Raw genomic sequence first — 19303 nt, 5'->3', positions numbered from 1 at the left:
AGAGATGATAATCAAGAGGGACAGCTATCTCAGCCGTCTGATCGAATCCGAGCATACCCGCACGATAAAAGTGATCAGCGGAATCAGGAGATGTGGAAAATCATTCCTGCTGTTCGAACTGTTCGCCAAACACCTCCGCGATTCAGGAGTGGACCGTTCCCACATACTCGCATACGAACTGGACCTGCTTGAGAACGCTCATCTGAGGGAGAAGAACGCCCTTTACCGGGATATACTGTCGAGGATCGAGGATGACGGGATGTACTACGTCCTGATAGACGAAGTTCAGTTGGTTGACGGATTCTACGAGGTGCTCAACAGCCTCCTCCACCGCAGCAACATAGACACCTACGTAACCGGAAGCAATTCCAGATTCCTGTCCAAGGACATCGTGACGGAATTCAGGGGGAGGAGCATGGAGATAAGGGTGCGCCCCCTGTCTTTCAGCGAGTTCTCCGCCGCAAAGGGCCTGGATCCGAGGGACTGCATTGAGGAATACATGGATTACGGCGGGATGCCGGAACTGTTCCAGTATAGTTCAGCCAAGCAGAAGACCGGCTATCTGGCGAACCTCCTGGACAAGGTCTATCTGACAGACATCGTCGAAAGGCACAAAATCAGGAACGTGAGGGAACTCGGCGATCTCACGGACGTCCTGATATCATCAATCGGTTCGGCCGGCAGCATCGCGAAAATCACTGACACCATGCATACGCGCAACCGCGTGAAGATTGCCGATAAAACGGTGAAGAGGTACGTGGATTACCTGTGCGATGCATACCTGTTCGAGGAGGCCAGAAGATACGATATCAAAGGGAGGAAGCATATCGACTCGGAGAAAAAATACTACATCGCGGATGTCGGCCTGAAGAATGCCAGAGAGCATTTCAGGCAGAATGACCGTTCCCACATAATGGAGAACATCATCTACAACGAGCTCCGCTGCAGAGGATATGACGTAGACGTCGGTTCGCTGTACAGGACTGAGTCCGGGAGCAGCGGGCGCAGGAGGATCGGCTGCGAAGTAGACTTCGTTGCCAACCGCGGGAACGAGAGGGTGTACATCCAATCCGCCTACAGTATCGACGGAGAAGCCGAACTGCGGGAGAAACGCCCGTACCTTTCCATCCGGGATTCGTTCAGGAAGATTATCATAACCATGGACGGCGGGAAGGGACGTTACGATGAGGACGGGATCGAAAGGATAGGACTCATAGAATTCCTGACGGATCCCGAAAGCGTCCGAGTCTGTTACGGATAATCTATACATGTAACATTTTCTCGGAATTCATCGAATGCCGTCAGGGTATGCAGAACATCCTGCCGGCATGCCCTCCTATCCGGAAGCGCTCAATGTGCCAGAGCCGCGGGCCACAGGGCAACTCTTCAAATCCGGGACGGACCGCCGCACCGAGCGGGCGGCGGACTGAAATTAAAATGAATGGCGCCGAGAGGGAGATTTGAACTCCCGAGGGTATACACCCACAAGCTTTCCAGGCTTGCGTCTTACCGGGCTGGGCTATCTCGGCCTCGTCCGCTCGTATCTGGTGCTTGATTAAAAAGGTTTGTGCGTCTCGGACGGTCTTTCAGGGTATCCAGTGGATATCGTCCCTGAGGTCCCTGAGCTGGGGCCTCTCCTCGCGCGCGTGCTCCACGACGCTGCTGTCGGCGTAGGTGATGAGGACCTGCTGGTCCGCCCCGGCCTTGGCGATCTCCTCGCCCAGGGGGCTGTAGAGCGCCGAGCCGCCGAAGAACGGATTGCCCTCGGCGAACTGCCCGCAGTGGTTGCAGAACACCGTGTAGACGGTGTTCTCCAGGGACCTGGCGGGCAGGATGGTCTCCACAGCTTTCCTGGACTTCTCGCTGGATGCCGAGATGACCACCACCATCTCCGCGCCGTGGACGGCGTAGAACCGGTGGATCTCCGGGAAGAAAACATCGTAGCAGATCTCGAATCCGATCTTCATCCCCTTGAAGGTCACCATCAGCGGCGCGCTGCCTTTCTCGAACCTGCTCTCGTCGTACGGGCCGAAGTTGGCCGGGTACAGCTTGTCGTAGCGGTAGGTCTCGTTGGGGGTGATGAACAGCAGCGAGTCGGTGATGCCGTTGTACCACTGCATGGGCGTTCCGAGCACTGCGGCGCAGTCGCGGTTGTTGCAGATGACCTGCAGCCGGTTGACCGCGGTCTCGGCGTCCTCGCTGTTGAAGGAATCGTATCCGTAGCCTGTGAGGTACAGTTCCGGGAAGACATAGAGGTCCGCCTGGTTCTGCATGATCGTGCCCTCGACCAGCCTGAGGTTCTCCTCCGGGGAACCGCCTCCGGCCATCTGGCATATTGCGATCCTTATTCCCATGGAGAAGAATCTGGGTCATCGTTTATAAAGGAACCGCAGAAAACGGCGGTTCCGCGACATCTTCTGCGGCGACGATTAATTAAATTAAGTTCCACCGCTATCAGCGCGCCATGGAGTACAAGGGGCTGAAGAAGGCGACGCTGGAGGACGCTGAGAGGATAGAGGCGTTCATAAGAGAGGCCGTGGAGAAGGCCGGGGCCGAAGGAGCGGTCCTCGGCATTTCCGGAGGGGTCGATTCCGCTGTCGTGGCCAAGCTCTGCGCCGATGCCCTGGGAGGGGACAGGGTCCTGTGCGTGTTCATGCCCACCGCCTCCACTCCGGGGGAGGACTACCGGCAGACCCGCTCAATGTGCAGGGAGTGGGGCATCCGCTACAACGCGATCAGCATCCAGCCGGCGGTCGACGTCTTCTCCGGCATGCTCCTGACCGGGAAGGAGGCCCCCCTCGAGAAGGGGAACATCATGGCCCGCTGCCGGATGATCGTCCTTTACGACAAGGCGAAGAAGGAGAACTCCCTGGTCGTCGGGACCACCAACAGGAGCGAGCTCCTGATGGGCTACATGACGAAGTACGGCGACGGCGCCGAGGACATCATCCCCATGTACCGCCTGTACAAGACCCAGGTGTGGGAGATGGCGAAGGTCATCGGCGTTCCGGACGAGATCGTCCGCAAGGTTCCCACCGCAGGGCTGTGGGAAGGGCAGACCGACGAGGACGAGATGGGCATATCCTACAAGTCGCTGGACCTCGCCCTGAACGTCTTCGAGCAGGGCGGGTCGCCGAGGACATGGCCTCGGCCGCCGGGATACCGGCCGGCAAGGCGCAGGAGCTCATATCCCAGATAAGGTCCATGGAGCACAAGCGCTCCCTGCCCGGGGTGCCTCCGGAATGAGCCGGGGGCCTGAGCCGACCGTTTACTGCCCCCGCTGCGGGAAGGAGGTCGTCACCCGCAGGGAGGCGTTCCCGAGGATGGTCGCCACCGCCGGGACGGGGTGGGCTGTCCTGGTCTTCCTGATCTGGTTCGTCTCAGGCAGCGCGGTCATGACGGCCGCCGCCGGGGTATTCTCGCTGCTCATGCTGTCCGCCGTCGTCATCGCCGCCGGTTCCGCGCTGGTGAAATCGTGTCCTTTCTGCGGAATGACCGAGCCGGAGATGAAGCGCGCGGCAGACAGAACGGAGTCCAGGAAGACTGTGAAGAAGCGCCGATCGGGGATCCAGCGGATCTCGTTGCCTGCGGTTCGATTTTCACGGTTTTCAAATCCATTCACGACTGTGTTGAATAAGTCTTGACCCCCCATGTCTCAAGCCTTCAGCATAATCTCCCGATGGATGTCGTACAGCGAATACCGGTACTGCATCGTAAGACACATCCTGTCGAAAAGCCTGTTTGCTATGCGGTCGCTGTACAGTTTCTTGAACGCCGAGAAGAACGCTTCCACATGCCTGCGCGAGTTGTAACCGGTGATCCTATGTGCCAGCTTCTTCCCGAAGTGCCTGTCCAAATCCTTAAGCGCCTCGCGTCTGGGGAGCGTGTCGCAATCTTCGAATTTTTCCTTCAGATTGGGGCAGAATGCTATTTCCGCCTCATCCATGAACTCCCAGTTCGCCACGGTATCGTACGCGCTGTCCGCCGACACCCATTTCAGACGCACGCCGGTCCGAAGCGCCCCCGATACCAGGGGGGCCATCATCCGGGCATCGCCGGGTTTCTCCATGGTAGTGGCGAAGGCCACCACCTTTTTGGTGCGGAGGTCGACCATCGCGTGCTGTTTGATGAACCTCCGGTTGTTCGTCAGCCAGATATGTTCCAGATATATCCCGGGACCGGATATTCCTTCCCCGGAACCGTCGACGGCGGCGAAGATGTTCTCTCCGCCGACGGCCGATTTCAGAACCTTGACCTCCATGGATTCCCTTATCTTCTCCGCTTCCTAGTCCCTTTCCGCCTGGATATCGGCTTCGGCCTGCGAGGTCGGTATCATCCGGGGGGCTTTGTACTCCGGAAAGATGCCCGAACATATGATCCTGAGAGGGTCGAATTCTTCCCTGATCCCTCTGCCGGCCAGTATCACCGTCGCTTCGGAGATGACCTTCAGTCCGAATCCGCCCTTTTCGAACTTCAGCTGGGATTTGTGCAGGGTCGCATAGTTCGGTTCGGGGAGGCCCCGGGACTCCAGCAGGACGCTGGTCCTGCTGATGGTACGGCGGTAGCTTCTTTCGCCGTCCTCCTTGAGATATGAGAGATACAGTATCAGCGACGGCGGATATTCGTAAGGACGTCCGATCTTTCCGGGCGGATTCAGTATCTCCAGTTCCGCCGCCACCCGCTCCGGCTTAAGCCAGGTGTCCAAAATGCGGCCTTCCTTCAGGACCGCCTTGTCCAAGGCGGTCCAATGTCCTTTTCTGGTATCGTATTTCACTCCGAGCGCGTCGGCGTTCTTGCTGCGTTCGGGGTTTTTGCCCCCGCTCTTTTTATCCTTCCTCTCCCTTCTGCAACCTGTCATGAAAACGACACCCCTGGGAGGAGTGTCAAGCGTCGAAACTTGAGGCACCCCTCCCTACTTCTTTTCAACAACCTGCTGTCTGGCTATGCTGTTTTAAGCGATTTTCCTTATGCGTTTTATATATAAATATATGCGTAAAAACTAAATATTAAAACAATGAATAAAAACATACATTCAGGCCTAGAACAGACAAAAACCGACTCTCATTCAAAGAAAACGGAAGACGGACGGGCCGGATCTCCTTTGCCCGACTTATTCAACACAGTCGTGGCGCGGCTGCGTCCGGCAGGGCCTCCGCAGGCCGGCGCCCTCCATGTGCATATGAGAGGTGCCAGGAATGTAAAATGGCGCCGAGAGAGAGATTCGAACTCCCGAGGTCAAGGACCAGCGGTTTTCAAGACCGCCGCCATACCGGGCTTGGCTATCTCGGCTCCCTTGCGAATAATCGCTCAACCCTTATATGGATTACCGAGATTAGCATGGCATGAGCGATCTGACTTCCGAGGTCATAGAGGCGAAAAGGGCGGCGCTGGCGCTGGCGGCCCTGCCGTCCGAAACAAAGGACAGGGCCCTGGAGGCCATGGCGGCGGCCCTGGAATCCCACAAGGCCGGGATCCTGGAAGCGAACGCCGAGGACGTCAGGGATTCCGAGGGGAAGATCCCCCCGGAGATGATGCGGAGGCTGAAGACGGACGCCGGGAAGGTGGACGACATGATAGCCAGCATGAAGTCCGTCGCCTCCCTCCCTGACCCCGTGGGCGAGACCATGGACACCGTCGAGCTCGACGAGGGGCTTACCCTCTACCAGATCAGGTGCCCGATCGGCCTGGTGGGAGTGATATTCGAGGCCCGCCCCGAGGTTGTCCCCCAGATCATGTCCCTGTGCCTCAAGAGCGGGAACGCCGTGGTGTTCAAGGGAGGTTCAGAGGCGAAGAGGTCCAACAGGGCGCTGTTCGACATCCTGAGGGATGCCGCCGCCTCCGAGGGCGTGCCGAAGGAGGCCTTCGTCCTCATGGAGTCCAGGGAGGATGTGTCGGAGATCCTGAAGCTCGACGGGGTCATCGACCTCCTGGTCCCGAGGGGCTCCTACTCCTTCGTGAAATATATCCAGGACAACACCAAGATCCCGGTGCTCGGCCATTCGGCGGGGGTCTGCCATGTCTACATCGACGGGGCCGCCGAGCTGCAGAAGGCGATAGACGTCACGGTGGACTCGAAGGCCCAGTATCCGGCGGTCTGCAACGCCGCCGAGCAGCTCCTCGTGGACAGGAAGATCGCGAAGTTCATCCTGCCGAGGGTGGCGGACGCTCTCATCGCCAAAGGGGTGGAGATCCGGGCCTCGCCCGAGTGCATGCCGCACCTGCTGGGACTTCCGGTGAAGGAGGCGACCGAGGCGGACAAGTCCGCCGAGTACGACGACCGCATCATCAACGTGCGCATAGTCGACGGCCTCGAGGACGCCATCGCGCAGATCAACACCTACGGCAGCCACCACACGGACTGCATCGTGACCGAGGACAGGAGGGCGGCCGAGAGGTTCATCAAGGGCGTCGACTCCGCCGACGTCATGGTCAACGCCTCCACCCGCTTCGCTGACGGCTACCGCTTCGGGAAAGGGGCGGAGATAGGCATCTCCACCGGCAAGGTGCACGCCCGCGGTCCGATGGGCATGGAGGGGCTGTGCATCTACAAGTACGTCGTGATCGGGAACGGCCAGAAGGTCGCCGACTACACCGGGCCGCACGCGAAGAAGTACCTCCACCGGCACATACAGAAGAAACTCGACCTCGGGGAGTGAGACGGCGGACAGGAAAGAGGTCCTCGGGGACCCGGAGAGGATAGTCGTCAAGGTGGGGACGTCCTCCATCACCATGGGCGGGAGCGTCCCGTCGGACGCCTTCATGGATTCTATCGCCCGCCAGGTGTCGGAGCTGGAATCGGCAGGGAAAGAGGTCCTGCTGGTGTCCTCCGGGGCCATAGGCATCGGCCTCAGAGCGCTCAACGTGGTCCCCAAGCCCAACGAGGTCCCGGTGAAGCAGGCTGCGGCCTCCGTCGGCCAGGGCATACTGATGCAGAAATGGAACGATGCGTTCCAGAAGTACGGCCTCACTGTCGGGCAGATACTCATAACCGCCGACGGGTACTCGAACAGGGACGTCGTCCTCAACCTGAACAACACCATGGCCGAGCTCCTGAAGCACAAGGCCGTCCCCATCTTCAACGAGAACGACGCCATCTCGGTGAAGGAGATCGGGCCGATCTTCGGGGACAACGATACCCTGTCGGCGATAATAGCCAGCAGGGCGGACGCGGACCTCCTGATCATCCTCTCGGACATCGACGGGCTGTACGACAGCGACCCGAGGAAGAACCCGGACGCCAAGATTATCCGCACGGTGACCGAGATAGGGGACGATGTGCTCTCGGCCGCCGGGGGCCCGGGCTCCAAGGCCGGCACCGGCGGGATGAGGACCAAGATCCGCGCCGCCGAGATCTGCCGCGACGCAGGGTGCCAGATGATCATTGCGTCATCGGCCGAGGAGGACGTCATCCTCAGGGCGGTCCGCGGGGAGGAGGTCGGGACGGTTTTCGTGGCCGACTCCGCCATCACCAAGAAGCGCAGATGGATCAAGTCCGCGCCCCCGGTGGGGAGGATCGTGGTGGACGAGGGCGCCGGCAGGGCGCTCAGGGAGCACCGTTCCCTGCTGCCAGTGGGCGTCAAGTACGCCGAAGGCCCGTTCGAGGCTGGGAAGCCGGTGGACATCGTATGCGGCGGCGCCGTCATCGCCCGCGCCCTTCCCGATTACGGCTCGGAGGAGATCAACCGCGTCCGCGGGATGAGATCGTCCGAGGCGAAGGCGGCCCTGGGCGGCAACATGAAGCACCGGGACATCGTCCTCAGCGAGAACATCGCGCTGCTCCCCTGAGGAACGCCTGCATTCAGGTGCATGGGGTATCCTCTCCCTCCTCGGTAAGCCTGTATTCCGGGCTATCCTGTGCCGTCCCTACCGTCTGCAAAATAGTAAATTTATTTTACTATATCGAAAATATACCAATTTCGAGAGGGTAACCGATGGCAGAATCAGTCAATATCAGGATATCGCCGCGCTCGCTGCTGTTCTTCGCAGTCCCGACGATCCTGGTCTTCGTATTCCAGAACATCTACAGCCTGGTGGATTCGGCGCTCGCGTCGAACCTGATCAGCACCGATGCTCTCTCCGCGATCAACATCGATGCCCCCCGTCCTTGTCTTCACCATGGCCGTGGGGCAGATGATCGCCATAGGGGGCAGCGCGCTCATAGGGAAACGCCTCGGAGAGGGCAGGAAGCAGCAGGCCAGGGAGAACTTCAGCCTGTTCATGGTGCTCTGCATTGCCATCAGCGCGGCGTTCTGCGTGGCGGGACTGGTGTTCAGGGAGCCGATCATCTACGCTCTCGGGGCCCGCGGCTCGCTGTACGATCTCTGCGAGGATTATCTCATTCCCCTGTTCCTGCTGATGCCTGTCGCCATGGGGGGCGTGGTCCTCTCCGTCATGTTCATCCTCAGCGGGAAGCCCCATCTCGGGCTGTTCGCGACAATAGCCGGCGGCCTGATCAACATAGTCCTCGACTATGTGCTGATGGGCATCCTCGACATGGGGGTCGCCGGGGCAGCATACGCTTCCGGGATAGGCTATACTTTCCAGACGGCCGTGGGGCTGATCTACTTCATGTTCAACCGCAGAGGGGACCTCTATTTCGTCCGCCCGAGGTGGGAAGGCCGTGCGGTCGTCAAGGCGTTTGCCAACGGGAGCAGCGAGATGGTCACTTCTCTGGCCGTCACCGTGAAGATGATCGCCCTCAACATCATCCTCATGGACCTCGCCGGGTCCGATGGCGTCGCCGCAGGGGCCATAGTGGTCAACATCCAGATGCTGCTGTCCGCCGTGTACATGGGATATTCGGAGGGGATCGCTCCTTTGTTCAGCTACAATTACGGTGCCGGCGATGTCGGGAATCTGCAGAAGATCTACAGGATAGCGCTGAAGACGATGGGCATCCTGTCCGTCATCACCTTCGCAATGCTGCTGATCCTGGCGGTCCCGCTGGCGTCCCTGTTCGCCGCCGAGAACGCGGATGTCCTGGACCTCGGGGTGAGAGGAGTGTACGTGTTCTCCGTGTCGATGCTGTTCATGGGGTACAACATATTCGCATCCGCGATGTTCACTGCCCTGAACGACGGGAAGACGTCTGCCATCCTCTCGCTGCTGAGGACCACCCTGTTCCTGCTGATCCCGCTCTCGGTGCTGCCCTGGCTGTTCTCGACGGACGGGGTCTGGGCATCCCTGGCCATGGAGGAGACCCTGGCGATCGTCCTGACAGTTCACTATTTTAAGAAGAAGAAAACCGTTTTCCATTACGCATGAGGAGGCACGGGGTGCATGGAAGGCAGCAAGAAGACCGACCGGACGGACAGGCTGATGGACTCGACAGCGGCCGCCGACAGGCTCTACCAGGATTATGCGAAATCAGTCGGAATGAGCTATACGAGCCTGCTGGTGCTCGACATACTGTACGATGCAGGCCCGATATCCCAGAAGGAGATCTCCGAGGCGATGATGTGCTCGAAGCAGAGTGTCAATCAGATCGTGAGAGCGCTCTGGGAGAAAGGCTATGCGGAGCTGTCCGAGGACCTTTCGGACCGCCGCAACAAGCAGGTCCGCCTCACCGAATCGGGCACGGCCTACGCGGAGAAGCTGCTCCTGCCGCTGTACGAGGCCTCGGAGAATGCCTTCGATGTCCTGGGTGCGGAGAAGAGCGAAGAGATGATCCGCAGCGTCATCGCCTATACGCGCAGGCTCAGCGAGAACATCAGGAAGATGATCGCAGCCGGCAGGAACAAGGGATCAGTAGGAACAGCGCCTGAAGGGCGCATCAGCGAAAACGAAGGGGATGGTGGGTCCGGCCAGACCAGTAACTTTCTTGTGCCAGACACGCGGAAATAATCGTTGATAGCGCCAGATTGCAGACTAATAAAAACGAGAAAAAGTTTGGGAAAAAGGTTCGAGGAATCAGTTTATCGGATTGGTCCTCCACTGATCGCCGAGGGCGTCCCGCACCTCCTTATCGCAGTTGATCCTCGCGTAGTCGCCCTCATACTCCCTGCAGACGAGGATGTCCCCGGCGGCCGCGGACCACTCCGCCGTGGTGCGGCAGAGGTGCACCCTGGACCCGTCCGGGCATATGATGCAGAACACCTTCGAGGAGCCGTCTAAAGCTTGCGCCGATAGCGTCGATTTCGTTATATTCTGGTCTTCCTGCAAAGGTAATCTTTGCAGTACAAAGATTAATTTGGGTCTTATTCAACCGTTTGTGCAGAATTTTGTTACGTATGGTAGTTACAAAACGCAACAAAAAATCTCTGAACATCACAATCTCGCAGGATCTTTTCGAGTTCCTCGACAAGGGAGTGCAGGAGCACGAGTTCGCGAGCTGGTCGCATGGAATAGAACTGGCCTTGGCTAGGCTCAAAAAAGAAATGGAATAAGACCGATTCTTAAAATTTGAACCTCACTGGCCCCATTTTGTTCTCTTACATCCCCTTCGGGGATGTGGTATGTTGTAAAGATGCGCGATCCCGATATGTTTATTTCGGATACGCCGCATTCAGAAGGACGCCGGGAGACGGGAAGTTCGCGCATGCCGAACCTCTTACACCCGGCATGCGCGGAACCGTCCCGGCAGGAGGCGAGAAGATCGTACTGATCGTCACCAAGTGTCGGAATCGCGGATTCCGTCTGATGATCATGACCGACGAGGCCGTGATCGTCATCGACATTCCGTAAGGAATGATCGGGACTGACCCGCCTCAAGGGTCCGGCTCCTTCCGGAGCCGTCATCTTCTCCCTGAAATCGATACTGCATTCGGAGATATTTATACTGAATGCAGTCACGCCGGTCCGACCGTGCTTCCCGGGCCCTGTCCTCATTCTCTCGCCTCCGGGCAGAGCCCTTCCTCCGTCCAGGGCGGCAGTATCGGTGTCCACTGTGTAGAGAAGGTCCCCGTTAACGAAACGCGGCCGTGATGATCAGCCGGAACCCGGCTGAGATTTCGGATTAAAATTTAACATGACCTAAAAATCTTGCTGGCCATCTAAGATGGTGGGCCCGGCCAAACTTGCCCCTTTTGCAATCCAGATAGTCGATGAAAAATCAATAGCGCCTATATCAGCGCTTTTGGATCGGGTGCTGCTGCCAAACCTGCCCGATCGAGTGGACTATCTCGGCCGACGTGTCGATGCGCGCATAGTAGTGCTCTGTGGTCGAGACTTTGCTGTGGCGGAGCTGCAGCGATACCGCCTTGATGCGGGATACGTCGCCGCGACGGTGATCGATGCCAAGGAGCTCCGGAGATCCTTGAGCATGAATTGGATGCCCGAAATGTCCTCCAATTGCCGCTTGTAGACGCGGACGGCGTTGCCGGAAATCGGTCCACAATCAACGGGGGACGGGAATAGGTAGTCGGGGACGCCTTTGCCCCTCGTCGTCGATTGTGGGGCGTTCTTGCGCACCTCCAGATATTCCTCCAGGAAGGGGAGCATATCTCCACGGACGATGGGAATCCATTGAGGCGTTCCCCATGACCCCTCCCCCTTAGGGTGCCTAACAAAAACGGGATCTTTTCACGTCGACGTCCCTGACCTCCGCGCCAAGGATCTCCTTGGGGCGGCATCCGGTGCCGAAGCCTAAGGCGATGACTGCGCGCATGATCTGCCCCCGATCGGAGGGCATCTTGTAGGTGCAGTCGAGCAGATGCTGCAGCTCGCCGAGCGTGAGTGCGCGGATCTCCCCTCCGGAGGGGGTGATCGGCAGATGGAGCGTCTTGTCGGCCTTGAGCTCGCGGATGATGTTGTTGCCCCACGAGGTGAGGTAGGCCTCGAGGATGTTGAGGTATTTGACGCGGGTCGAGACCTGCAGGCCCTGAACCTTCATCCATATGAGGAAGGCCTCGATGTCCCCGCGAGACATGTGCCGCGGATCCGTCGTCCGGACCTTGCCTTCTGATTTGAGCTCCTCGAAGATCCGAGCGAAGTACCGGAGTTTGCGCGAATCCTCGCGAACCGTCGCCTCCGTGCAGTACGGAGAGCGGGCGGCGATGTAGTGTGAAATCCCACCAGAAAACGGGTAGCGTCCTAGTTTTTCCGAGGATTTTCCCGATTTATTCACTTTATTCACTTCTTTAAATACTCAAAATCACATAGCCAGACAGTGAAAAGTGAACAAATCCGCGTCTATTCACCTTATATTTAATGAAATTAGGTGAATAACCGCGAATTTGTTACGTTTAATCTACCACATTTTGGTAGATTGGTTCTGGCCGTCGGCTTCGGAGACGATCTCGATGAGCTCCTTCTGCGTCGGATCGTACCTCGTGAGGCAGGAGAGATATAGGTTCCAGAAAGATATATTGATTGGCCCGATCGGGCTCTGCCTCCCTCCGGCTGCGCCCATCTGATAGGGGATCCCCAACGCCTTGAGGTGCGCGGTCACGTCCCTGGTCGGAGCATCTGGCTAGGCTGGAGGTCTCCCGAATCGTGCAGGTTGTCGTTGAGGCGCTGCGCGATGTCGCGCGTCGTGATCGTGCCGATGATCCTGCCCAGGCTCTCCCGGCTTATCGACATCGCCCGGAGGATATCGTCCCCGCCGATCCTCTCGAGGATGACGTCGTTCATGGCGCACAGCGTCTCACCCTCGATGGAGGTCCTTCCTGCCTCCTTGGCATCCTTGTCCGCATCGATGAGCATGGCCATCACATCGGCGCTGGTTTTGGTCATCAGAGTCACCGGTATGATCGTGCGCACGATATCTCCCAGGCGATTGGATATCACAGGGCAGTGCTCCGGATAGTCCATGTCGAACTTCTGGATGTAAGCCGGCCGCCCCCATTTGTCCTTCTCTCTAAGGGCTTTGGCCACATACTCGATCTGCGGCCGCAGATCCACGGCGTTGTACTCTCTCCACTTGTCAGGGCCGAGGGTCTGCCTCCGGATCCTCATGGCATAGAGGGCCGTGCGGATCTGCCGGACATTCATGAACTCATCATCCTCCGGATCGTAGCTCTCGCCGTGGTTGTGGTCGTAGTCCTCGTAGTCGTGGTACTGCTCCCCACCCGGGCGTGCAAGCATCTGGATCCTGACGCCGCGGTTGATGATGTCCTCGGCCAGGTTGGCACCCTTGATTGACATGGCCAGGCAGGTGTAGAGGCACTCGGCCGTGAAATCATCCGCAGTGCCGTACTTCGCCCTCATGTAACGCATGGACGGGCTGGTCACGGACTTAAGTGCGTTCACGACGTCGGTCCCGCGCCCGTCCGATGTCAGCGTATCCAGCCCCTCGTCGATAATCACTGTTGCGGAGGTCCATTTTACTGCACGCACGATCGACGGGGCGCTGCAGCTTGCCACGATGCATCCATGGTAGCTGATGCTCTCGAGGATCTCCAGCAGAGTTGATTTGCCGGAGGCCGTCGCTCCGTCCAGCAGGAGCAGCGGCATGAAGCGGTAGTCCTCCTTCATGTAGGTCAAAATAGCCCAGGATGCGAGGAAATCATACGCCCTCGTGTCGCGGATCCAGACATAGGTGCGGATGTAGCGGCAGATGCTGTCATGGATCAGCTTCAGGTCTGTCGGCTCCTTAATATCAGGCTTGTCGGGGAGCTGCCACATGCGGCGGTTATCTACGGCGGCGATCGCGGCCCAATCCTTCTCATCGGCGATGCAGGAAGCGTCCCTGTCGCCCTCATCAACGAATTCCGGGGCTTCTCCCAGAGCATAGATGCAGTGCCCTTCGTGGCCGTTGCCATCGAGATAGGGCTCGATGATCGCATAACGCGCAAGCGTGGTCATGCGCTCCCCTCCCGGATGATCCATGTCCTCATGTCGTGGTTGCCGTAAGGCCCGTCAGCACTCTTGCAGACGGTGTTCATGACGGGCCCCCATTCCCACGGGCGCACTCCGCTTAGGTCATGGCCGTCGACGGCGGCCGCGAACTGCACATCGTCGACATTGATCGGAGCTCCCGGACGGAAAGATCTGACGGCGGCGATGATCGCCTTCTCCTGCTCGGGCGTCATTCTTTGCCCTCTCTGACGGCGGCATTCGTCAGCGATGAGATACTCTCGCTGATCTGCGCGAGGATGCGTTTGTACTCTTTTTCTGTGATGCGCTGTTCCTTCAGGAGGTCCTTGATGTCCTCGGCGTACTTCCCGGACCGGATCATCTGAAGCTTGACCGCCTGCAGGATCAGACGGTCTTGAATCAGAGGTTCATACCAGCCTTCTGCGCCGATCCTCTCGGCGATGGCCTGATGGAGGTTCTTCACGGCATGGTATTCCTTCGTGCGCATGTCTATCGCCCGATCTGCGATCTTCTCGGCCTCGCAGGTCAGCCTGTCCTCGAGCTCGCAGCATCTTTCCTGGCTCTCTCCGTGGCAGTAGCAGGGGCAGGTGGCGCCCACGCTGCTGCTCACATACAGGCTCCATTCTCCGCAGCATTGGCCGAGCTCGCAGAACCCTTGAGGCTCGAAGACCCTCCGGGGGCGGCTCTCGTCCTCGAGGTCCACACGGAAAAAATGGGCGCATTTTCTGCAATCGCCGTATTCCCGCCCGGTCATTCTCTTGCCCCCGCGATCCTCTCCAGATGGGAGATGCGGTCGTTCAGGCTCTCCAGCTGTTCGCTGATGTGCTTAATCTCGCTTTCGAGATCCCCTTTGAGCTCCTCGATGGATCCCTCATTGTCTCCGGCCGCTTCCAATGCCATATCGGCCCTATCTGATGCACACTGCGCCCTGTTCGCAACGGAATCCAGGGTATCGGCGAGGTCCTTCCATCCCCTGTCCGGACCGAAGAGCTCCCCGCAGATCTCGCTCAGGTACTCGACGATCTCGATGAGCTCTTCCGGAGATTCGCAGCCGTTCGCTTCCCAGGCGTGATTATGTCCTTGAGGCGCCTCACGTTTCATGCGTTCGCCTCTGCTATGCGCTTGATCCAGTCGGTATCGAGGCTCCAGAATGTTGTATGGCGCCATTCGTGAGCTTTCATACCCTCCTCGGTCCAGCATCTTCCGGTGGGGGCGACCAGCACCCGGCGGAGGGCGCAGGCCTGAAGATCTGCCAGTTTCATTCTCTTGAGCGTCGGATAGGCAGGCCGGAGAGCGTCAGAGTTGTTTACGCAAAACAAGATCCTCTCCTTAGACCAGTATGAAATCGGCAGAAGCGCCTCTTCCGGCTTTTCGGCGCCGAAGTAGTCGAAGAATCTCTGCGGCGGCCCGCCGCGGAGGATATCGACTATTATTGCGAGGTCGTTGCCCAGATCTTCGGCGGTCCAGTAAAGCGGGTGAGCCATCTCACTGCCTCCAGCTGATATCGCACGACGCATCAGTATCGGCAATCGTCGCGATGATGTTCTCGGCCATATCGTCGGTGATTTTGTCCGCCTTATCCAGGATCTTTTTGATGCTGCTGATGGCCGTTGCGAACTTCTCGTTGTACGTGCGCTCGTTCCTCAAGATCGTGATGATGATCTCTTTCTAGGAATGGTCGCCGATGCAATAGCAGAGCTCGATGCGCAGGATCGGCAGTTCGAGGTAATCGCAGATTAGGCCATTGCCGTTGTTGTACGGCCAGCGATCCGCTGAAGCGCGGAAGAGTTGTCTCACATCCCCTCCCGGTGCAAAACCGGCGATACCTAGGTCTTCACGTGTGGCCATTCACTCACTCTCCTGCTCGATGTGCTTCGTGATGGCCGAGGTGTTGAACATGATCATCCGCCCGCAGTGGCGGCACATCATGTGACCGCTCACATATGCGGTGGGCAGCGCGGTGAATGACCAGAGGTTCTCCGTCATGCAGGCGGGGCACACAACCGGGTAGGATCTCATTGATCTTCCTCCTCATCGACGACCTCGACCTCGGGAGCATCGTTGGTGGGAACGTAGTAGATCGAGAACCGCAACGTCGCCCCGCACTTGCACCAGACCGTCCCTTCGAAGCGCGCGAAATCAGGGTACAGCACACTTACGTCGCACACGCATTCCGCGCGATCTATCCTCGCCCCGCAAGCAGGGCAGATGATGTCGTAGTCGCGGGGATCATACGTCTCATTCTCTGTCATTTCGCACCCCCCAGTACGAGGGCGACGTAGCCCTCCTTCAGACCGTCGACGTATTTCGCCGTGAGCACGGCCCCGATCACCCTCTGCACGATGTGATCTCCATCCTCGTCGATGTGGTGCATGACCAGCCAATCGCCGATCTCGTAGTCGCGGTCGTTGTACCGGATCTCGACCGTCTTGAGCCCGCTCTCCACCATCTGCATCCACACGCCGTCGATCTTGACATGGTGCGTGCGGGTCCCGTCCAGGGTATCGTCGTAGATGCGCGCGTTGCCGTCGCCCATGAGCTCGGCGTTCAGCGCCGTCATGCGGTGGTTGTACTTCCACACGATGTGAAGGCCGTCACGCTCGACGATCCACTCGCCGGTCATCGAGCGCCTGATCGTCGTCATTGGCCCGCCTCCTTCTTGCTCCCATGCACCCAATCGGGGCATCTGGCCACCCTGTTAGGGTAGTGCATGATCAGGTTGTTAACCGGGCAAATGTGCATCAGGCACAGCTTGCCGTCGTCGTCCTCGACCAGTCCGCTCTCCAGGTGATCGCATCCCTCGCAGGGCTTCTCGCCCTCGGTGCGGTAATGAGGCACCCAGACGGTTTCGCCGGTCATGATTTCGCCTCCCATCTCTTGAACAGAAGATCATCGAGCCGGTGGAGCTTGTCCGTGTCGTCGCCGTCCGCATAGACGAGCCAGCGGAGTGCGTACTTTTCGAAATGGAACCATTCGACATAGCACTCCCCGGTCTGTCCCTCGCAGGCCGTCCATCCTCCTGCGTCGGCGCAGATGAACAGCCCTTCCGGCTGCTTCTTGGTCTCGCACCACTCGCGGATCATGCGCTCGATCTCCTCCCCGGAGAGGTAGATGATGGTCTCGCCCCGAAAGATCCTGACCTTGAGCGGATGGTATCCGGCATCGCGGATCTGCGCAAGCCAGTCGTTCTGCGGCAGCGCGGTCATAGTTCGGCCTCCTTCTTGGCGGCCTTATCGTGCGGATACATGTGCGGCACCTCCGGAGGCGCGGAAAAGAGGATCGTGGCGCAGTAGGGGCAGTAAGGCCGCTCGTTCCTGATGCGCCAGGACCTGGCGTGGTCCTTGTACTCGGACCACCCGCAGTAGCTGCACTTGATGCGGGTGTTGCTGTCGGCGACGGTGATCATGCCGTCACCTCCCTCGGGTAGATTCCATCATTGACCAGGCGCAGCATGACGTGGGCGGCGGCCATGGCGTCGGACAGGGCGCGGTGCTTCTGGACCCCGTTCAGACCCGCGGGGTCGGTCGGGCAGAGCTGCGAGTATGCCTTCTCCAGCCTCGGCCAAGACGTCGAGCCATCCTCGAACTCGTACTCCCCGTCGACGAGATTGTGGGCGGCGATCATGATGTCCGGGGCGAGATGGCAGCTGACGGCCCATGGCCTGTAGCGCAAAAATTTGCCGAAGTCGAAGGGGACGTTGTACGCGGTGGCGATGTTGCCGGCCAGGAGCGTGCGCACATCCTCCGAGACGCAGGAAACAGGGACTCCGTCCCTGACGTCGTCCAGGGTCAGATCCGAGTGGCCGAAGATCCACGCATTGCGCTTCGCATAGTCCCAGTCGTCTACGTTGTAGCCGACGATTTTGGAGTAGGCGGGCAGAACCTCGCCTGTGACGGTGTCGACACGGACGATCCCGATGTCGAGCACCAGGTCCCCGGCGGGGACGCCGTCGAGTCCGGTGGTCTCGGTGTCGACGACAAAGATCCGCGTCAAAGCCTCACCCCCCAGTCGGCGACCGCCTCGCGCCATGAGCTGCGCCCGATGCACGCGCCGCAATCCCTGCACTGGACCAGCCAGAGATTTACTGCGGGACTGCTGTAGTAGTCCTTCCGATCCTGCGCGTTGGGCGAGTAGGTGCTCCATCCCATGTAACTGAAGATCACCCTGTCGTCGACGGTGCTGATCACGTTCGAGTCGAACTCGTCGGTCCGCTCGTGTGCAGGCTGCAGCGCGGCGATGCCCCCGCAGAACGGGCAGGGGGCGGCGCCGGGGATGTCGACTGGGGCATCTCCCCCCATGATCCAGGGCTCCAGTGTCTCGGCGGTCATTCCTTCACCCCGCTGTAGATGTAACGCCCGGGCATCCCTCCGCGAACGATCCTCTGCTGCATGCTCAGCATCTTGAGCCTCGTGGTCATGCTGGCATGGTTGCATCTATGCCCCAAGTGCTCGGAGTAGGCATCGCAGATCTGCCTCGATGTGACGCCGGAGTGGGTTTTGAGGAACTCCAGAATGAATGCGGTAGGTCCGAGAGTCATTCGTCTGCCTCCTCGGCATCCTGGAGGAGGTCGATATGCTCGGCCATCCATGCCTCGAGGGCATTGCTGTCGATCCTCTTGTCACATCCCCGGAGCTCGTCCGGGAACAGGTATTTGGTCCCGTGGCGCGTGATGGTGATTACCGCGTAGCAGTTGTCTCCGACGCAGAGAGTGTCGCCCTCGAAAACGGCCGAGATGTTGTGGTTGAGGAATTCGACATCGATCTCAATGGTTTTGTTGCGGGCGAATACCCGGATGCTGTCTGGCCTGATGTCGTAGTGGAAGTTCTGGACGCACCGGCCGTCGTCGATGTAGATCGAGCTGTCGCCCCAAAGATCGATGTCGATCATGCGCTCATCTCCCCGGCAGGATCCATTGCTTCCAGGACCATCAGCGACTGGGTCCATTTCCCGGTGTCCCAGTCCGGGTTGGAGATCACGACCTTGAGCTCCTCGGCAGACGAGGGCTCGAGACCGCTGACGGATCCGACGCAGCTGCAATAGGATGCCTTGACCCCCGGCTTCCTGCGCGTGTAAATGTAAGCGGTTGCTTCGTGCCTGCTCCATGTGAACAGGATCTTGGCGCCGACCAGCATCTCATCCTTGGAGTAGGATGCGCTGCGGCTGATGACAGTGCTCTCGCCCTTGCGGCCGCCGGATCCCGGCGCGAAAAGGGCCGTCAGGCAGCCGCGCATCTCCTCCAGGTCCTCCCTGGGGATGCGGACGCGGACGCGCACCGGGATCATGCTGCAGCCTCCCAGGCGACCAGGTAATCTCCGGGCCCTCCGATGCTCTCTCTTGCCTCCTCCGGCACATGCCAGACGACCCCGCGAGGACCTTCGTCGGCCCTGCGGGGGTGGATTCCGAGCTCTTTCAGTTCTTCAAGCCAGATCAGGATCTGCGGGGGAATTTCCCCTCTGATTTTGTGTCAGACGACATAATATCCACCTCTCGCCGAAGAAAAACGGTGAGGTGGGCGGGGGCCGGGGCGCGGACAAACAAGGGAAGAATC

General features: G+C 59.1%; 32 protein-coding genes and 2 tRNA genes. 9 read left to right on the top strand and 25 right to left on the bottom strand.

All coding sequences use genetic code 11. The annotated features are described in order from the left end of the window. Positions 1-4: 4 nt before the first annotated feature. A complete protein-coding gene (locus AUQ37_RS08940; RefSeq protein WP_058748305.1) occupies positions 5-1261 on the top strand; it encodes an ATP-binding protein in 1257 nt (418 codons plus the stop codon). A gap of 181 nt (positions 1262-1442) precedes the next feature. Here the strand turns inward: AUQ37_RS08940 and AUQ37_RS08935 are convergent. Further along, positions 1443-1529: transfer RNA gene (locus AUQ37_RS08935), tRNA-Ser, on the bottom strand. A 57-nt stretch (positions 1530-1586) separates the two neighbouring features. Continuing rightward, entirely contained in the window at positions 1587-2354 is a 768-nt protein-coding gene (locus tag AUQ37_RS08930; RefSeq protein ID WP_058748304.1) for a carbon-nitrogen hydrolase family protein, read from the bottom strand. A 110-nt stretch (positions 2355-2464) separates the two neighbouring features. Between AUQ37_RS08930 and AUQ37_RS08925 the strand changes: the two genes are divergently transcribed. Together AUQ37_RS08925 and AUQ37_RS10280 are read left to right on the top strand one after the other, a co-directional pair. Beyond that, positions 2465-3199, top strand: a complete 735-nt coding sequence (locus tag AUQ37_RS08925) for an NAD+ synthase (RefSeq protein WP_201013895.1) — start codon at positions 2465-2467, stop codon at positions 3197-3199. A 43-nt stretch (positions 3200-3242) separates the two neighbouring features. Then, a complete protein-coding gene (locus tag AUQ37_RS10280) occupies positions 3243-3644 on the top strand; it encodes a hypothetical protein (RefSeq protein WP_162262220.1) in 402 nt (133 codons plus the stop codon). Positions 3645-3655: 11 nt separating this feature from the next. Here AUQ37_RS10280 and AUQ37_RS08915 read toward each other — a convergent pair whose 3' ends face one another. The 3 genes from AUQ37_RS08915 to AUQ37_RS08905 all read right to left on the bottom strand — a co-directional run bounded on the left by AUQ37_RS08915 (position 3656) and on the right by AUQ37_RS08905 (position 5289). Then, on the bottom strand, positions 3656-4261 hold the full coding sequence (locus tag AUQ37_RS08915; protein WP_058748302.1) for a transposase: 606 nt from the start codon (positions 4259-4261) through the stop codon (positions 3656-3658). 24 nt (positions 4262-4285) lie between these two features. After that, positions 4286-4858, bottom strand: coding sequence for a hypothetical protein (locus AUQ37_RS08910; RefSeq protein ID WP_058748301.1), 573 nt, complete (start codon positions 4856-4858; stop codon positions 4286-4288). A gap of 345 nt (positions 4859-5203) precedes the next feature. Then, positions 5204-5289, bottom strand: a tRNA-Ser gene (locus AUQ37_RS08905). 53 nt (positions 5290-5342) lie between these two features. On the opposite strand from AUQ37_RS08905, the gene AUQ37_RS08900 reads away from it, so the two are divergent. From AUQ37_RS08900 to AUQ37_RS08885, 4 genes are all read left to right on the top strand, one after another. Then, positions 5343-6656 carry a glutamate-5-semialdehyde dehydrogenase gene (locus AUQ37_RS08900; RefSeq protein ID WP_058748300.1) on the top strand — a complete coding sequence of 438 codons (1314 nt, stop codon included), beginning with the start codon at positions 5343-5345 and terminating at the stop codon, positions 6654-6656. A gap of 40 nt (positions 6657-6696) precedes the next feature. Then, positions 6697-7785 (top strand): glutamate 5-kinase, encoded by a 1089-nt coding sequence (gene proB, locus AUQ37_RS08895; protein WP_058748299.1) that lies wholly within the window; start codon positions 6697-6699, stop codon positions 7783-7785. Positions 7786-8091: 306 nt separating this feature from the next. After that, positions 8092-9264: an MATE family efflux transporter gene (locus AUQ37_RS08890; RefSeq protein WP_058748298.1), complete on the top strand. Its 1173-nt coding sequence runs from the start codon at positions 8092-8094 to the stop codon at positions 9262-9264. Between the two features lie 15 nt (positions 9265-9279). Beyond that, positions 9280-9843 (top strand): MarR family winged helix-turn-helix transcriptional regulator, encoded by a 564-nt coding sequence (locus tag AUQ37_RS08885; protein ID WP_058748297.1) that lies wholly within the window; start codon positions 9280-9282, stop codon positions 9841-9843. A gap of 66 nt (positions 9844-9909) precedes the next feature. Here the strand turns inward: AUQ37_RS08885 and AUQ37_RS08880 are convergent, their stop codons facing one another. Further along, on the bottom strand, positions 9910-10095 hold the full coding sequence (locus tag AUQ37_RS08880) for a hypothetical protein (protein ID WP_058748296.1): 186 nt from the start codon (positions 10093-10095) through the stop codon (positions 9910-9912). Positions 10096-10229: 134 nt separating this feature from the next. Between AUQ37_RS08880 and AUQ37_RS10190 the strand changes: the two genes are divergently transcribed. Together AUQ37_RS10190 and AUQ37_RS13175 are read left to right on the top strand one after the other, a co-directional pair. Then, positions 10230-10385 carry a hypothetical protein gene (locus AUQ37_RS10190; protein ID WP_157844397.1) on the top strand — a complete coding sequence of 52 codons (156 nt, stop codon included), beginning with the start codon at positions 10230-10232 and terminating at the stop codon, positions 10383-10385. Positions 10386-10560: 175 nt separating this feature from the next. Continuing rightward, positions 10561-10683, top strand: coding sequence for a hypothetical protein (locus AUQ37_RS13175; RefSeq protein WP_255354919.1), 123 nt, complete (start codon positions 10561-10563; stop codon positions 10681-10683). Positions 10684-11500: 817 nt separating this feature from the next. Here the strand turns inward: AUQ37_RS13175 and AUQ37_RS08870 are convergent. The 19 genes from AUQ37_RS08870 to AUQ37_RS08790 form a co-directional block, all read right to left on the bottom strand. Next, positions 11501-11866: a hypothetical protein gene (locus AUQ37_RS08870; protein ID WP_058748294.1), complete on the bottom strand. Its 366-nt coding sequence runs from the start codon at positions 11864-11866 to the stop codon at positions 11501-11503. A 321-nt stretch (positions 11867-12187) separates the two neighbouring features. Then, entirely contained in the window at positions 12188-12388 is a 201-nt protein-coding gene (locus AUQ37_RS08865) for a hypothetical protein (RefSeq protein WP_058748293.1), read from the bottom strand. Further along, positions 12385-13743 carry a hypothetical protein gene (locus tag AUQ37_RS08860; protein WP_058748292.1) on the bottom strand — a complete coding sequence of 453 codons (1359 nt, stop codon included), beginning with the start codon at positions 13741-13743 and terminating at the stop codon, positions 12385-12387. Before AUQ37_RS08860 ends, AUQ37_RS08865 begins: the two co-directional genes overlap by 4 nt. Then, the gene (locus AUQ37_RS08855; protein WP_058748291.1) at positions 13740-13970 is read right to left on the bottom strand and encodes a hypothetical protein; all 231 of its coding nucleotides are present in this window, start codon (positions 13968-13970) and stop codon (positions 13740-13742) included. The genes AUQ37_RS08860 and AUQ37_RS08855 overlap by 4 nt, the downstream gene beginning before the upstream one ends. Continuing rightward, positions 13967-14509, bottom strand: coding sequence for a hypothetical protein (locus tag AUQ37_RS08850; protein ID WP_157844396.1), 543 nt, complete (start codon positions 14507-14509; stop codon positions 13967-13969). Before AUQ37_RS08850 ends, AUQ37_RS08855 begins: the two co-directional genes overlap by 4 nt. Continuing rightward, positions 14506-14856 carry a hypothetical protein gene (locus AUQ37_RS08845; protein WP_058748289.1) on the bottom strand — a complete coding sequence of 117 codons (351 nt, stop codon included), beginning with the start codon at positions 14854-14856 and terminating at the stop codon, positions 14506-14508. The genes AUQ37_RS08850 and AUQ37_RS08845 overlap by 4 nt, the downstream gene beginning before the upstream one ends. After that, the gene (locus AUQ37_RS08840) at positions 14853-15239 is read right to left on the bottom strand and encodes a hypothetical protein (protein WP_058748288.1); all 387 of its coding nucleotides are present in this window, start codon (positions 15237-15239) and stop codon (positions 14853-14855) included. The genes AUQ37_RS08845 and AUQ37_RS08840 overlap by 4 nt, the downstream gene beginning before the upstream one ends. 1 nt (position 15240) lies before the next feature. Continuing rightward, positions 15241-15402 (bottom strand): hypothetical protein, encoded by a 162-nt coding sequence (locus tag AUQ37_RS10185; RefSeq protein WP_157844395.1) that lies wholly within the window; start codon positions 15400-15402, stop codon positions 15241-15243. A 201-nt stretch (positions 15403-15603) separates the two neighbouring features. Next, positions 15604-15774: a hypothetical protein gene (locus AUQ37_RS10180; protein ID WP_157844394.1), complete on the bottom strand. Its 171-nt coding sequence runs from the start codon at positions 15772-15774 to the stop codon at positions 15604-15606. Next, positions 15771-16007: a hypothetical protein gene (locus AUQ37_RS08835; RefSeq protein ID WP_058748287.1), complete on the bottom strand. Its 237-nt coding sequence runs from the start codon at positions 16005-16007 to the stop codon at positions 15771-15773. The genes AUQ37_RS10180 and AUQ37_RS08835 overlap by 4 nt, the downstream gene beginning before the upstream one ends. Further along, the gene (locus AUQ37_RS08830; RefSeq protein WP_058748286.1) at positions 16004-16399 is read right to left on the bottom strand and encodes a DUF3850 domain-containing protein; all 396 of its coding nucleotides are present in this window, start codon (positions 16397-16399) and stop codon (positions 16004-16006) included. The genes AUQ37_RS08835 and AUQ37_RS08830 overlap by 4 nt, the downstream gene beginning before the upstream one ends. Continuing rightward, positions 16396-16614 (bottom strand): hypothetical protein, encoded by a 219-nt coding sequence (locus AUQ37_RS08825; protein WP_058748285.1) that lies wholly within the window; start codon positions 16612-16614, stop codon positions 16396-16398. The genes AUQ37_RS08830 and AUQ37_RS08825 overlap by 4 nt, the downstream gene beginning before the upstream one ends. Beyond that, positions 16611-16961 (bottom strand): hypothetical protein, encoded by a 351-nt coding sequence (locus tag AUQ37_RS08820; RefSeq protein WP_058748284.1) that lies wholly within the window; start codon positions 16959-16961, stop codon positions 16611-16613. Before AUQ37_RS08820 ends, AUQ37_RS08825 begins: the two co-directional genes overlap by 4 nt. Beyond that, on the bottom strand, positions 16958-17161 hold the full coding sequence (locus tag AUQ37_RS08815) for a hypothetical protein (RefSeq protein ID WP_058748283.1): 204 nt from the start codon (positions 17159-17161) through the stop codon (positions 16958-16960). The genes AUQ37_RS08820 and AUQ37_RS08815 overlap by 4 nt, the downstream gene beginning before the upstream one ends. Next, a complete protein-coding gene (locus AUQ37_RS08810; protein ID WP_058748282.1) occupies positions 17158-17748 on the bottom strand; it encodes a 3'-5' exonuclease in 591 nt (196 codons plus the stop codon). The genes AUQ37_RS08815 and AUQ37_RS08810 overlap by 4 nt, the downstream gene beginning before the upstream one ends. Next, positions 17745-18083, bottom strand: a complete 339-nt coding sequence (locus tag AUQ37_RS10175; protein ID WP_058748281.1) for a hypothetical protein — start codon at positions 18081-18083, stop codon at positions 17745-17747. The genes AUQ37_RS08810 and AUQ37_RS10175 overlap by 4 nt, the downstream gene beginning before the upstream one ends. Beyond that, on the bottom strand, positions 18080-18292 hold the full coding sequence (locus AUQ37_RS08800) for a hypothetical protein (protein WP_058748280.1): 213 nt from the start codon (positions 18290-18292) through the stop codon (positions 18080-18082). Before AUQ37_RS08800 ends, AUQ37_RS10175 begins: the two co-directional genes overlap by 4 nt. Then, positions 18289-18642, bottom strand: coding sequence for a hypothetical protein (locus AUQ37_RS08795; RefSeq protein ID WP_058748279.1), 354 nt, complete (start codon positions 18640-18642; stop codon positions 18289-18291). Before AUQ37_RS08795 ends, AUQ37_RS08800 begins: the two co-directional genes overlap by 4 nt. Beyond that, positions 18639-19037, bottom strand: coding sequence for a hypothetical protein (locus AUQ37_RS08790; protein WP_058748278.1), 399 nt, complete (start codon positions 19035-19037; stop codon positions 18639-18641). Before AUQ37_RS08790 ends, AUQ37_RS08795 begins: the two co-directional genes overlap by 4 nt. Between the last annotated feature and the right edge of the window lie 266 nt (positions 19038-19303).

It is taken from the genome of Candidatus Methanomethylophilus sp. 1R26, from assembly GCF_001481295.1.
In the GTDB taxonomy this organism is placed as follows: domain Archaea; phylum Thermoplasmatota; class Thermoplasmata; order Methanomassiliicoccales; family Methanomethylophilaceae; genus Methanomethylophilus.
The sequence above is the reverse complement of the archived record's forward strand: the minus strand, read 5'-3'. Positions and strand labels throughout refer to the sequence as shown.